At 60.6% G+C, this 12,779-nt stretch carries 15 protein-coding genes; 9 read left to right on the top strand and 6 right to left on the bottom strand.

The annotated features are described in order from the left end of the window. Positions 1 to 163: 163 nt before the first annotated feature. Together NKI58_RS29860 and NKI58_RS29855 are read right to left on the bottom strand one after the other, a co-directional pair. Positions 164 to 1,144, bottom strand: coding sequence for an NADP-dependent oxidoreductase (locus NKI58_RS29860; protein WP_352587831.1), 981 nt, complete (start codon positions 1,142 to 1,144; stop codon positions 164 to 166). Between the two features lie 127 nt (positions 1,145 to 1,271). After that, positions 1,272 to 2,345 (bottom strand): alkene reductase, encoded by a 1,074-nt coding sequence (locus tag NKI58_RS29855; RefSeq protein WP_352587834.1) that lies wholly within the window; start codon positions 2,343 to 2,345, stop codon positions 1,272 to 1,274. Between the two features lie 92 nt (positions 2,346 to 2,437). Between NKI58_RS29855 and NKI58_RS29850 the strand changes: the two genes are divergently transcribed. Beyond that, the gene (locus NKI58_RS29850) at positions 2,438 to 3,307 is read left to right on the top strand and encodes a LysR family transcriptional regulator (RefSeq protein WP_352587837.1); all 870 of its coding nucleotides are present in this window, start codon (positions 2,438 to 2,440) and stop codon (positions 3,305 to 3,307) included. Between the two features lie 433 nt (positions 3,308 to 3,740). On the opposite strand, the gene NKI58_RS29845 is transcribed toward NKI58_RS29850, so the two are convergent. After that, complete coding sequence (locus NKI58_RS29845) at positions 3,741 to 4,391, bottom strand: hydrolase (RefSeq protein WP_352451920.1); 651 nt, start codon at positions 4,389 to 4,391, stop codon at positions 3,741 to 3,743. A 180-nt stretch (positions 4,392 to 4,571) separates the two neighbouring features. On the opposite strand from NKI58_RS29845, the gene NKI58_RS29840 reads away from it, so the two are divergent. Both NKI58_RS29840 and NKI58_RS29835 read left to right on the top strand, forming a co-directional pair. Further along, positions 4,572 to 5,465 carry a LysR family transcriptional regulator gene (locus NKI58_RS29840; RefSeq protein WP_352786467.1) on the top strand — a complete coding sequence of 298 codons (894 nt, stop codon included), beginning with the start codon at positions 4,572 to 4,574 and terminating at the stop codon, positions 5,463 to 5,465. A gap of 617 nt (positions 5,466 to 6,082) precedes the next feature. After that, the gene (locus NKI58_RS29835) at positions 6,083 to 6,340 is read left to right on the top strand and encodes a hypothetical protein (RefSeq protein WP_352786468.1); all 258 of its coding nucleotides are present in this window, start codon (positions 6,083 to 6,085) and stop codon (positions 6,338 to 6,340) included. 48 nt (positions 6,341 to 6,388) lie between these two features. Here the strand turns inward: NKI58_RS29835 and NKI58_RS29830 are convergent, their stop codons facing one another. The 3 genes from NKI58_RS29830 to NKI58_RS29820 form a co-directional block, all read right to left on the bottom strand. Then, the gene (locus NKI58_RS29830) at positions 6,389 to 6,781 is read right to left on the bottom strand and encodes a Rap1a/Tai family immunity protein (RefSeq protein ID WP_352786469.1); all 393 of its coding nucleotides are present in this window, start codon (positions 6,779 to 6,781) and stop codon (positions 6,389 to 6,391) included. Next, positions 6,778 to 7,254: a hypothetical protein gene (locus NKI58_RS29825; RefSeq protein ID WP_352786470.1), complete on the bottom strand. Its 477-nt coding sequence runs from the start codon at positions 7,252 to 7,254 to the stop codon at positions 6,778 to 6,780. Before NKI58_RS29825 ends, NKI58_RS29830 begins: the two co-directional genes overlap by 4 nt. Positions 7,255 to 7,370: 116 nt before the next feature. Continuing rightward, the gene (locus tag NKI58_RS29820) at positions 7,371 to 8,138 is read right to left on the bottom strand and encodes a hypothetical protein (RefSeq protein WP_352786471.1); all 768 of its coding nucleotides are present in this window, start codon (positions 8,136 to 8,138) and stop codon (positions 7,371 to 7,373) included. 222 nt (positions 8,139 to 8,360) lie between these two features. Between NKI58_RS29820 and NKI58_RS29815 the strand changes: the two genes are divergently transcribed. The 6 genes from NKI58_RS29815 (at position 8,361) to NKI58_RS29790 (ending at position 12,539) form a co-directional block, all read left to right on the top strand. Continuing rightward, positions 8,361 to 9,737 (top strand): tyrosine-type recombinase/integrase, encoded by a 1,377-nt coding sequence (locus NKI58_RS29815; protein WP_352854149.1) that lies wholly within the window; start codon positions 8,361 to 8,363, stop codon positions 9,735 to 9,737. Further along, positions 9,737 to 10,444, top strand: coding sequence for a hypothetical protein (locus tag NKI58_RS29810; protein WP_352854146.1), 708 nt, complete (start codon positions 9,737 to 9,739; stop codon positions 10,442 to 10,444). Before NKI58_RS29815 ends, NKI58_RS29810 begins: the two co-directional genes overlap by 1 nt. A gap of 130 nt (positions 10,445 to 10,574) precedes the next feature. After that, positions 10,575 to 10,784, top strand: coding sequence for a helix-turn-helix transcriptional regulator (locus NKI58_RS29805; protein WP_352795339.1), 210 nt, complete (start codon positions 10,575 to 10,577; stop codon positions 10,782 to 10,784). A gap of 10 nt (positions 10,785 to 10,794) precedes the next feature. Beyond that, positions 10,795 to 11,574 carry a helix-turn-helix domain-containing protein gene (locus NKI58_RS29800; protein ID WP_352854144.1) on the top strand — a complete coding sequence of 260 codons (780 nt, stop codon included), beginning with the start codon at positions 10,795 to 10,797 and terminating at the stop codon, positions 11,572 to 11,574. Then, complete coding sequence (locus tag NKI58_RS29795) at positions 11,558 to 12,031, top strand: hypothetical protein (RefSeq protein ID WP_352854142.1); 474 nt, start codon at positions 11,558 to 11,560, stop codon at positions 12,029 to 12,031. Before NKI58_RS29800 ends, NKI58_RS29795 begins: the two co-directional genes overlap by 17 nt. A 118-nt stretch (positions 12,032 to 12,149) precedes the next feature. Then, positions 12,150 to 12,539, top strand: coding sequence for a hypothetical protein (locus NKI58_RS29790; RefSeq protein WP_352854139.1), 390 nt, complete (start codon positions 12,150 to 12,152; stop codon positions 12,537 to 12,539). Positions 12,540 to 12,779: the final 240 nt, after the last annotated feature.

Genomic DNA, 12,779 nt, shown 5'->3' with positions numbered 1-12,779 from the left:
GTCGATTCCGGTGAAAAGGCGCTGCCGGTCAGGGAAGGCTAAAAAACGCGCATTTGAGATTTGCGGCGGAGCGGAAAGGCCCTGCATAACTGTGGTTCACGGCCGTCCCAACATGAGCCGAATGCAGACGGTCCCCTTTAGGGACGATTACCATGAGCTGAAGTCACCTGGTGAGGTCTAAGACTATCTTTCCGGGAGCGTGGCCGGTGCGATTGCGCTCGATCGCGGATGCCAGATCGTCGAAGCCGACCACTTCTGCAATCGTGGACCGCAGCGAGCCGTCAGCGATCTCTTGAGCGATTGTGGCTAGGCGCGCGGTGTCAGGTTTGACTGACAACCAGATGCCACGACGGCCTGCCGGGGCGCGCGAAACCACATCAGTTGCAGCGATGCTGGCCAGGACGCCGCCAGGCGATAGGACCGACCAAGATTTGTCCAAGACCTGGCCCCCGACAAGATCGACGATAAGGTCAATGTCGCTCGCAAGAAGCTCGAAGTTCTGTTTCTGGTAATCGATCACTTCGTCAGCGCCCAAGGCTTGGACATGGGCCACGCTCTTGGTTGAGGCTGTAGCATAGACGGTCGCTCCAGCCGTCTTGGCGAACTGGACAGCGAAGCTGCCCACCCCACCAGCCGCGCCGTGGATCAACACCCGCCGCCCCCGAAGGTTGAAATCGGCGACCTGAAGGACTTGCCATGCCGTCATCGCCGCCACCGGTACTGCCGCCGCGTCAATGTCTGACAGGACCGCAGGCGTCTTGACGAGTTTTTCGGCATTTATCAGCAAGTGGTCAGCATAAGCGCCCAGGCCACCCAGCGCGGCCATGACCCGGTCTCCGACCCTCACGCCTTCGACGTTGGAGCCGGTCCGCAGCACGACCCCCGCCATTTCGATGCCAAGCGTCGCGGGCAAAGATAACTTGAACTTGTCGCGGACGTAGCCTTCACGGATTTTCCAGTCGATTCCGTTTACTCCGGCAGCCTTGACCTGGACGAGCACTTGGTCGGGACCAGGCTCGGGGGCGGATAGCCAATCGACTTTCAAGCTCTCAGTGCCGCCATATGCTTGAAGACGTAGGGCCCGGCCGGAGCCAAGCGGTTCAGCCCGGCCGGGGGCGCTTTGGAAGTCATTGTGTTGGTTCATCAGGCTTCTCCTTCCTGTTGGACGATATAGTTTGAAGTCTCTCAAGAAGAACTTCGAATTATGCAGTCCACCTCGGGTGAGAAATGTTATTAGACTGCCGGCGCTTGGGGATTTACTTGCTTGCGCTTTACGCGCTCAAAGCGGGATAGTCGGTGTAGCCCAGGGCGGTGCCACCATAGAAAGTGGCTTGGACTGCCGCATTCAGCGCCGCATTGGTCTTCAACCGTTCCACAAAGTCCGGATTGGCCAGGACCATCTGGCCGTAGGACTCCTGATCGGCCAGCCCCGAAGCTACGTCGGCGCCGATCTGGTCACGCGGACGACTTGGCCGATTGAGGGTCAGCGATTGGTGCCAGAGCTTGCGGATATCGGCCAGCAGCGCCTCGTCGCCCTGGTGCATGATGTGCACGTAAGCGAGCCCGAGCTTGTCGAGTTCGGCGACCAGATAGCGGTAGAGGTCCGGCCCTTCGGCGCCTTCGTCGATCCCCCATATCGTCGTCCCGGGTGACAGGCGGATCGCGGTGCGGTCCGCGCCGATCTCCTCGGCGATCGCCGTGGCGACTTCGATGGCGAAGCGCGCTCGGTTCTCGATCGACCCGCCATATTCGTCCGTGCGCGTGTTGGCGCTGGGCGCGAAGAACTGCTGGACCAGGTAGGCGTTCGCGCCGTGAATCTCGATGCCGTCGGCGCCCGCCTCGATCGCCGAGCGGGCCGCATGGCGGAAATCGGCGACCGTCTGGCGCACCTCTTCGGTCGTAAGCGCGCGTGGCGCAGGAATATCCTGCATCCCGGTCATCGTGAACATACCCGCCGCCGGCGCGATTGCGGAAGGCGCGACGGCTTGGCGGTGATGCAGCGTATTGTCGGGATGCGACATGCGCCCGGCGTGCATCAGCTGGATGAAGATGCGGCCGCCCTTGTCGTGCACGGCGGAAGTGATCTTCCGCCAGCCGGCGACATGGGCAGGCGTGTAGATGCCCGGTGTGGTGAGATAGCCCTGGCCGTCATCCGAGGGCTGGGTGCCTTCGGTGACGATCAGGCCGACGCCGGCGCGCTGGGAATAATATTCGGTGGCCAGCTCGCCCGGCGTACCGTCGAAGCCGGCGCGGCTACGGGTCATCGGGGCCATGACGAGGCGGTTCGGCAGAGTGTAGCGACCGACGCGGACAGAGGTGAATAAGGGACTCATTGGGATCTCCATTCTTTTGCTGGAGCCGAGCCCTTGTCCACTATTCCAATGTCGGGATAAATCCGGCAAAAGTGAAATCAATATTCCAAATATGGAGCAATAGCGTGAGCCACTTGAACGACATGGCGCTGTTCGTGGAGGTGGCGAGAGCGAGGAGCTTCCGGAAGGCGGCTGAGGCTCTGGGCATGCCCAACTCGACTCTGTCGCGACGTATCAGCGCGCTGGAGAAGGCGATCGGCCTGAGGCTTCTGCATCGAACGACGCGCAAGATCGAGCTCACCGAGGCCGGCCAGCTCTATTACGAACGAAGCAAGCGCATCGTCGACGAGGCACGGCTCGCACACGAGCAGCTCGGCGCCATGCTGGAGCAGCCGAGCGGTGTCCTGCGGGTCTCGCTCCCGGTCGACTTCGCCACGCTTTACCTGACGCCGATCATCGTCGATTTCGTGCGGCACTATCCCGGCATCACCTTCGAGTTCGACCTGACCCCGCGCCGCGTCGATTTGGTGGCCGAGCCGTTCGATGTAGCGATCCGCATCGGCGAGCTGGAAGACTCCAGCCTGATCGCTCGCCTGATCGGGCGCCACGCGCGCCACCTCTATGCATCTCCTGGCTACATCGAAGCGTCCGACGAGCCGGCGACACCGGCGGATCTGGCGGAGCATGAATGCATCTGCATGCCGAAGATCTGGGCCCTGCATCAGGGGATGAACAAGGTCGAAGTCGAGGTTGGAGGCCGCTTCACAGTCAACAGCGTCGGGATGATCCGCGCCCTGGCGGTCAACCACCAGGGCATCGCCCTGCTTGCCGAGAAGATCGTCGCCGAAGATTTGGCCTCGGGCAGGCTCCGGCGTGTCCTGCCCGAATGGCAGGGATCGTCGGTCAGCATTCACGCCGTCACCGAAACTCGCCTCATTCCAGCCAAGACCCAGCGCTTCATCGAATTCCTGTCCGCCAGGCTGGTGGAAACTTGACCCAGATCGTTACGCGGAGAAAAGTCGGACGGCGGCGCGCTGCATCGCGCCTCAGCGTAGAAAAGACGTTGGCTCGCCGGAGTCGATGAAGCTGAGAAATACGAATTTGCCATACCCCTACACCAGAATGCACCAGAGTCGCCAAAAATGCGCAAACGTGACCGGACGGCGCAGAAGCCCTACGCCTCGCCGGCGGGCCGACACCGACGCTCAGGGAGCGGGCCATCGCTCTACCGCGAGGGCGGGGCGAGGTGCGCACGGCTGAACTCACGGCCATCGGCATCCCCGATGCTATCTATCCAGGATGTGCGACGAGCGACTGCTCGTGAAGGTGGGTTCGGCATCACAAGGCTTCCCTGTGAGGTGAGATGGCGAGGGCCGGCAAACGGATCGATTCCGACCCTCACCGAAATGCTCGCCATCCCGGCCCGAATCAGCCTTCGCTCGGCACAGGCGTCTTGAGGAGTTGTTGCTCCCACAGGAAGGCGATGCCGCTGCCGCCGAAGTGCTGGATGAGAATCTCGGTCAGCTCTTCGACATGCTCGGTGCGCGCCCAGTCGCGCTGCCACTCGCCAGCGAGCGCCATCACGGTCATCATGTTTGCGCCAGCCGCGATCATCCGCTGGATGGCGATCTGGTGGGACTCGGTCGAAACGCCGCCCGACGCATCGGTGATCACGGACACGTCCCAGCCTTCGCCGAGGGCTTGGATGACAGGCATCGCGACGCAGACTTCGGTCCAAAGGCCTGCGATAATCAGTTGTTTGCGGCCGGTCGCCTTGACCACGTCCACCACCTTCTCGTCCTGCCAGGTGTTCACCCAAGTCCGGTCGATCACTTCCTGCCCCGGGAAGACGTCAGTGATCTGCTTGAAGAGGATGCCGCCACGACCCGCGATCACGCTGGTGAGAATGGTCGGAACATTGAAGGCTTTTGCTAGCTTCGCCAGCGCGGTCGCGTTGTTGACCACAGCTTGCGGATCGTGGCTGTTCAGGTTCGCGAGTTGGTAAGGCTGGTGGTCGATCAGAACGAGTACCGAGTCTTCAGGACGAAGAAGCGAATCAAGGCCGTTGCGAGGGGTCATCAAGACTTCCTTTCTCTGCCGCCATGGACGGCAATCTTTCTCTGCCGCTATGGACGGCAATGGGTTCACGGGAGACATGCGCCAGCGGGCGACGTTGCCTGGACGCAATTTGCCGTTCCTTTTGGTGATGCAGTAGTGCCATAATCAGGCAAGCTGTGTCGCGAAATGAGGAACGCTGAATTGGACATCGAAGATCTACAGACATTCGTCGCAGTGGCCGATGCAGGGGGCGTATCGGCCGCCGCGCGCCGGCTCGGCGTCTCCAAGTCAATCGTCAGTCGGCGGCTCTTTCGGGTTGAAGCGGAACTTGGCGTCCAGCTTCTTGCACGAACGACCCGCGGCGCCGCGCTCACCGAAGCGGGAATCGCGTTCAGAGACCATGCGGCCCGGGCCAGCGCAGAGATCGATACGGCTCGGGAAACGATCCTCCCCACCGGTGAGCTGCGCGGCCGCCTGAGGGTTGCCATGCCGCTTACTTTCGGCGCGACCCACTTCGCCCCCGTGCTCGCGGAAATGGCGCGTCTGCACCCGAAGCTTCACATCCATACTTCCTACAGCGATCGCTTCGTCGATCTCATCGCAGAAGGTTTCGATTGCGCGATCCGGGGCGCCTACCTTCAAGACTCCAACCTGATCGCGAAGCGCGTCGGGCCGATCCATGGAAAGCTTGTCGCAAGCCCGGATTATATCGAGGTGCACGGGTCACCCGAGACTCTGGACGAACTCGTCACCCATCAGGCCCTCATGCAGGGAACGGAAGCCTGGCAGTTCATAAATGGCAGCAAGATTGTTACGATCCAGCCGCAGGGCAGGTTCAAGGCCGATAGCGCCACGGCGCTTGCCGCCGCGGCGGCGGCAGGTCTCGGCATCGCCTGGCTCCCCGATTGCATCACACATGAATATGTGGCCTCCGGCGCGCTGGTCCCGATCATGACACGCTATCCGGTACCTCCGGGGGCCGCGTATGTCGTCCGACCGCCGGGTCAGCATCCCACGCGGAAAGTGCGGGTGCTCACCGAGATGCTGATTGAGTACTTCAAACGGAACACGGATCTTTGGGGTCTTGACAACTAGGACACGAACGGTGCGAAGCCTCCCCACCGGCAGGAGGCACGGGGGTAAATTCTCCAGGCAACGCCGCAGGCGCCGTCCACGCGGATCATGTTCAACCGAGTAGGCGTTGAGATCTTGCCTGTGCAGATCTGGCGCGAGGCCTCTCCGCTTTGTCCCAGCGACGCCTCGCGCGCGCAGGCTCAAAGCTATGCAATCCGCCGTCCACGAACACCTCGCGCCCGTCTGTAAGCTGCTGTCGTTGAGGCAGCGACGGCAAGTAATAACGGGCGGCAACGTTCGGACGCCGCCGCGGCGAACTGAACGGCGCACTCGGGCGCGAAGCCGCCGGTCATCAGTATTTCCGCGCGGTAGCCGCCGAATAGGCGTGGGCGGGTGACTGCGGCCAAGGATAAGATGACTATCCAGGACCTGGAGCCGCTGATCTGCGACTCCGACAACATGGTCGACGTGCTGTTGAACCTCTTGGAGCAGCATTTCAGCTGTCCCCCTTCCCGAAAATGGCAACTACGTCATCACCGAGACGGAAGGTAGCCGCCTATTCTTTGTAGCCAGCGTCGCGGAGTCGATGTCCAACAAGGCCAAGAGGCCTATTACGAAGCGCTCGGGTGGGACGCGTCATGACCGCGACCTCCAACTCGCTAGACGACCTGCAATCCGATATCGGGAACCTGCATCACCTGCTTTCGGTCCTCTACGCGCAAACGACAGAGCAACAATTCGTTCGCGCGGACGGCTCTCGCAACACCCAGGCTGACGAGATTTCCGCGCTGGCGATGATCGCGAGCGACCTCGCGGAACGCATGGCCGAAGCGGCGGACGCCTGTCTTAGCAAGGTGCTCGCCGATGCTCGCGAAGGGGCATCAGGCCGGAACTGATCAAGTCGCCAAGTTGGCGACATGGCCCGCTGCCTCACGGTGGCGGGCCTATTTCTGTGAGCATGGCCACGCCGCGAGAAGCGCATTGTGGACAATCCCAGGACCGGGCAGCTGACGGACTTCTGGATGATCAGCAAGATAGTTGCACGTAACGTCCTCTACTTGCTTTGAAGAAGCGCCGACGGGCACGCAAACGAACTTCCGGGGCATGACCGCTGAGCCTGTGGCGTCGTCAACAATGCCCATACTGACGCCTTGGACATCCGCTATCGCCATTGCGTAGCCCCGCAACAACACACGGCTGGCTGCCGATCCATTGGTGCAGAGTTCGTTCAAGGCATTGCCGTCTTCGAAGTATTCAGCAAGCGCCGGAGGTGCGTATGCGCTTATCGCGACAAGCACCAATCCCAGCGTTGCTGAATAATCTACCATCGTTTTCATACTGGCACCGGTGTAAGACCGGCTGGGTATTCATTGTAGCCGTCTGTGTTGAACTCGAACCCTGTGAGGGCTTCGTACCCTTCCGCTGCGTCTTCAACGTGCTCAAAGCCACGGCCCAACTCTTTCCACATGTCGCGGCCGAGTTGCCTTAAATCTGGATTGTTTGCCGACCGAACAGAGTGCAGCCATACGAAAAACCCAACGGCTAGCTCGGGTCGATTCTTGGCCTGTAGATCCTTGATCAGTTGCCCGATTTTCAGCGCAAGCGCAGGCTCCTGCATTTCGCACAGAGCGGGCTCAAGCAGGTTCCACCCTCGCTTCTGCGCAACGAAATTCCTGTGGTTAGTTGCGCAAGCCACGATCATGCCGACCTCAGAACCATCTAAAGATCGAAGTCGGCCGAGAAACTCCTCCAGCTCGCGCTTCTGAACGTTTGTCGACCAACCAAGAACCTTGTTGCCGAGCCAGCCCATGATCCCCTCCCATGTCACGTGAACCTGCCGATAGTCGCAGGAAGGCGCAGGAATGCAAGGAAGACTGCCCCTAGGAGATTGCCTCACGGTGGTGGGCTTTTCAGTTCGCTGGCGGACTACGATGTCGTTTCCGAAATGTGTTCCAAGACCAATCGACCCTTTGGGGTCACACTTGCGTAGCTGGGCAGGTTTTTGGACGCGTCTTTTGACCATTCGTAAATGGAAGGCACGGGCGCCAGGCGCTCTTCGATGAGCCCGAGGCTAACCATGTCGGCCAGCAAAAACTCGTTCGTCTGAATATCACGCTCATCTAGGAAGCTCTCTCCTCCGTCGACTGGCAATACTCTCCTCGGTGATTTCATCCCATCTGGCGATGACTTGAAATGGACGCCAATCATTTTCGCACCGTCCCATGGAAGGTGATGGTCTGCCGCCGCTTCTCGTGCGCTGATCTCCTTCAACATTGAAATATGGCCGTCAGTAATTCTGTCGAGGATCGCGAACACCACGGCTGTCAGGTTTACATTCTGGGGCGAATAAAAAACGCCATTGATTGTAGCGTTCCGTAAGGCCTCAATTTTCTCTCGTCCGAATGAGCGAGATGCGATGTTCATCGCATAGGAAAGTAGGGCGGGGCCTGGCTCCTGTTGCAAAGCTTTTTCGATCTGCTCCCGTTCGAGTAGTCCATCCACTTTTTCTGCTAGCCCGATCATAAAACGCTGTAGTGCCGCCTGACCCGGGTCCGGAATGACGCCCCCTGCGCCCCATGCGATCGCTGGCCCTACGACAGGAACAGAATTCAGCAGCATCATCATCACGTCGTAGACCGGCTGATGGATGCTGGTAATTTGTTCCGAGTGGTCAGGCTTTTCGTCTTTCGCCATGCCGATGTCCCTCGCGAATGTAGCCCGCCATGTAGCCCTGCTGAAACTTCCCCCCAAATGCGGGAAAGTGGATGTGGCGCTAAGTGTTTGAAATTGTTGGCTCCCCGGGCCGGATTCGAACCAGCGACCAACCGGTTAACAGAGGCTTTCACTCGCATCGTGCTGCAATACGTTGCGACAGCATGAAACGCCTGAAACCCTTGATCCATATGGGATAGAGGCGTGCTTATCGTTGCGAGTTGTCGCAACGTGTATCGACAAAGCGCGCGTACTGGCGTACATAAAGCCGTACATAATGGAAAACCGGTTGGTCGCGGGGTGCGTATGCCAAAGATCGAACTCTCTGACCGTTTCTGTCAGACGGCGAAGCCGACGAGCGGCTTGCAGGTGGAGTTTTTCGACACTGTGGTAAAGGGTCTTTCGCTCCTGGCATCAGCCGGTGGCGCGAAGACCTTCTATTTCAACTATACGAGGCCGACGGACGGAAAGCGGGCCCGTATGAAGATCGGCCGCTATCCCGAAATGAAGCTCGGCAAAGCGCGGGAGAAGGCCAGGGCCGGCCGCGGCGGCATCGGCGAGGGCCAGGACCCGCTTGTGGAGAAGCGTGCGTTGGCGGCTTCGCAGACCGTTGCCGACATGGTGGACAACTATATCGCCCGCCATGCCTCGACGAAGCGCAGCGGCGACGAGATAGCCCGTCGACTGCGTAAGAACGTCAAGGACGTGATCGGCGAAATCAAGCTGTCCGAACTGCACCGTCGCGACATCACCAAGTGCATCGACACGGTGAAGGACCGCGGCGCGCATATCGAGGCAAACCGTCTGTTTGAAGACGTTCGCGCAATGGTGCGGTGGGCGAGGGGACGTGGCGACCTCGATAGCAACCTTGTCGAAGGTATGCGCCGGCCGACCGAAACGACAGAGCGCGACCGCGTTCTGTCTGACGATGAAATCCGAACCATGTGGGCCGCCCTGGCCAAGGCCGACGCGCGCGAATCGACGCGGCGCATCATTCGTCTGTGTCTCGTCACGGCGCAGCGCGTTGGCGAGGTTTCCGGCATGACCCGCGATGAGATCGACCTGGACGAAAAGGTTTGGAAGATCCCGGCGGCCCGCTCCAAGAATAAACGCGACCACGTAGTTCCGCTCTCGAACTGGGCGATCGACATCATTAATGCGCAGCTCGCGGACGCCGAGGCGCTCGCCGACCGCAAGGGCAGGGAAGTTTCACCCTTCGTCTTCCCCGGACCAGGTGCCCGCGCAGCCGTGACCGGCGCCGCAATTGCAAAGGCTGTGAAGCGCGAAGAGACGACGAAGCGCAACGTGTCCACCATCATGGGCGTTGCATCTTGGACGCCGCACGATCTGCGGCGCACCGCTGCGACGCACATGGAAGAGATCGGCATTTCCCCTTTTGTCATCGGCCACGTGCTCAATCACATTTCTGCTACGAAGGCGTCGATCACCAGTCGCGTGTATGCCCGATACGACTATGCCCGCGAAAAGCGAGAGGCGATGGAGCTTTGGGCCGCGCGCCTTGCCGGAATACTCGCGCCAGCTTCGGCCAAGGTGGTCGCTATTCGTGGCGGGAGGCGATGATGCCGGAATTCCGCCTTTCACCCACCGAGCGATTGACGATCGCAAACGCGGTGCCTGAGCCGACTTGGCTGGACGCGCTTCCTAGCGATTGGGCGCGCCTCGTCTGGTTTCCCGATGCGAATCGGTTTCGAGCGGACAAGGAAAGCTATATCGCGAGCATGATAGAATGGGCGGCTAGTGAAGCCCTGAAAGAACAGGTGGCAAGGGCGGTTGCGCCGGCCGCCGAGCTTAGCGACGTTGCCCAGATCGCGAACTTGGCTCGGAAGCTGCAGAGGCTGCTCCGGTCGCCCAACAGCTATCGACAGGACTTTGCCACTGCCTACTTCGGCCGCGAACTGCTCGGTACGCGCCACGTCTCGGGCGATGCAATCTACAAGCACGCTGTCCTTGACGAGCTGCTTAGCGAGATTGTCGCCGAGGAGGATTTCGTCCGTGACTGCATGCAAGCCTGGCAGGCAAACGATCATCTACGGAGGCCCAAGCACGTCGCGCTTTCGGCCTTTGTGTCGCAGGTGATGTGCTTCTGGACCGTCTGGACCGGGAAACCGTCGGGAAAGGGAACCGAAGGCGGGCCGGCGGCTAGGTTCGTGCGCGATGCCACAAATCCGCTACTGATTTTCGCAGATAAAGAGTTGGGGATAACCCTAAACAGCCGGGGACTGCTCGACGAAACTGCAGCCGCTCAACTGGTCAAAAGCCTTGCCTGACTTCGTGTAGCGGATGGCAAGGGGATAATGCGAACAAAATTCGCGCTCTAAATATCTTTATATTCTTCCCTACGCCACACGCCGCGACTGTCTGAACTTCCGCGCATCGTTGTGATGTGAGGAAGATGAGATGATTGACCTGGTTGACGAACAGACAGCGTGCCGGATCATCGGCGGCGAGAATAGTCCCATTCACCGCTCGACGTTGTGGCGGGGCATCAATGCAGGCCGGTATCCGCGCCCGCTGAAGATGAACGCTAGCACGAACCGCTGGCGTCGTGATGAACTTGTCGCTGTGATTGAGAAAGCGGTTGCCGAACGCGACCAGGTAGCTGCGTAAGACCGGCTCGATGTCATCAGGTCCGCGCTATTCGATCATCCCGGCTGATGCGGTTTTCGATAACCGACTGTCGCGCTTGGCACTGCATGTGTTGACGGCACTTGGAACCCATTCCGATAGCAATGGCTGGTGCATCGTTAAGCAGAACACGCTGGCGAACGAAATCGGCTCGACGCCGGGCAGTGTGCAAAACGCCGTTCGGCAGTTGGCGAAGCTTGGGTACCTCCGAAAGCGCGACCGTTTCGCGCCGAACGGGGCGAAATTGGCGAGCCAGTACCAAGTCGCGATGGATCGCGACCCGCCGGCCGAAATGGTTGACGAGGCAGCGGAAACCGCCACCCCCACCCCACTCCCAGATGGGGTGGTACCCCACTCCCACGTGGGGAGGCACCCCACTCCCACGTGGGGACATAAGAACGACCCTTACTTAGAACGGTCCTCTAGCGAGGATATAGAGAAACAGGCGTGCCTGCCGGTGCGGGCTTGCCGCTTGCCCGACAACTTCGCTCTCGACGTTTCATGGGCCACGGGACAGGGCATGTCGCCTGCCGACGTGAGCCGAGAGCGAGAACGGTTCTTCGATCATTGGAGGGCGGCGCCTGGGCAGCGTGGCGTTAAGCGCGACTGGCAAGCCACATGGCGCAATTGGGTGCGCAACGCCCTCGATCGGCACCAGGCACCGCAGCGCCGAGCCCTGCCAGCACCCCGCGCGCCAGACGGCCTGTTTGCCCTGTGCCAGGGCGAACTTTCCCCGACCATCGCTGGAGACGGCCATGTCATCGAACATTGATGGTCAGCGCGCCGTGACAAAGCAGGATCTCGCCGGGGCACTGGTGGCCCTGTCCTGCCTGCCCAAGAGGCTGTCGAGCAACCCCGAGATTGAGTTCGCCGCCTACGAAACCGCCATAGAAGGCGTGATGTTCGATGATTTGGCGATGGCCGTTAAGGCGATCCTGAAGGACGCACTTGGGCACGCGTTCTTCCCGGCACCGCCAGAGCTCCGTCGCCAATGCAACGCTGCTTTGGACGTTCGGGCAACCGAGATGGCCAGGGCGGCACAGCGGCAACGCGAACGGGAACAACGGCTCCCCGACGTCGTGCACTCGCCAGAGCAACGCGCCCGCGTGGCTGCTCTGCATCGCGCATTCCACGAGAGCCTGAAGCCGATGTCCGAGGCCGAGGAGATCGAGGAGATTCGGAAGAAATACGATCCGGGCGCGCTCGCCGCCATTCCGGACCGCACCTGAAAGGGGGGGCGGGTCAAATCTCTACAGCGCCGAGGGGCCCGTAACCGCTTGGGGGTCATTCAGAGGTTTTTTCCTTCGAATGGCGCGTTTTTGGATGAGTGTGGCCAAGGAGCCGAACATGGGTATCGACAAGCTATTGAAAAGGTTGATTAAAAGGCAGTCACACATGACACAGCCAGGCTCAACTGATCATTTAATTCCCACCGTCCCTCGACGGCTTGTTTTGATCACTTGCGCCGTCTGCGGCAATGACTTCCAAGCGGTTCAGGTTGGGCGGCGGAAGCCTTCGACGCGATGCAGCCAGGCATGCCGAGCGGAGGGCCGGCGCCGCTACTCGAACAGCTACAACGCCGCAGCCCGGCAGGAACTCGACGAGCTGAGGGCACGGGCCGCCGCAGACGAGCTCGAGCGATTCGGCGTCGGCCGCGACGGGCGACCCTTGCCGAAGGCTGCGCCGCAGACGGAGTTATCCACACCTGCGGTTGACGTGGAGACGGACGATGCGTAGTTTCCGTTCTGCGCGCTGTTGGCGAAACCGCCAAGGTCGCACCTCACAGCGCCGGCGTCACGCCGGGCCACAGGTCGAAACCCCTTGTTTCAACCCCCGCCTGAGGTGCGCCTGATGCGCGACTTCCAACTTTACCTGAAGGAATCGACGGAACAGTTCATTGCCGCACCCGTCGAGGTCAAGTTTGCGTCCGATCGAGGCGCGATCGACGGCTACGGGAGCGTATTCGGCGTCCGTGAT

Source organism: Mesorhizobium sp. M0522 (assembly GCF_040321085.1).
Taxonomy (GTDB): Bacteria; Pseudomonadota; Alphaproteobacteria; order Rhizobiales; family Rhizobiaceae; genus Mesorhizobium.
The sequence above is the reverse complement of the archived record's forward strand: the minus strand, read 5'-3'. Positions and strand labels throughout refer to the sequence as shown.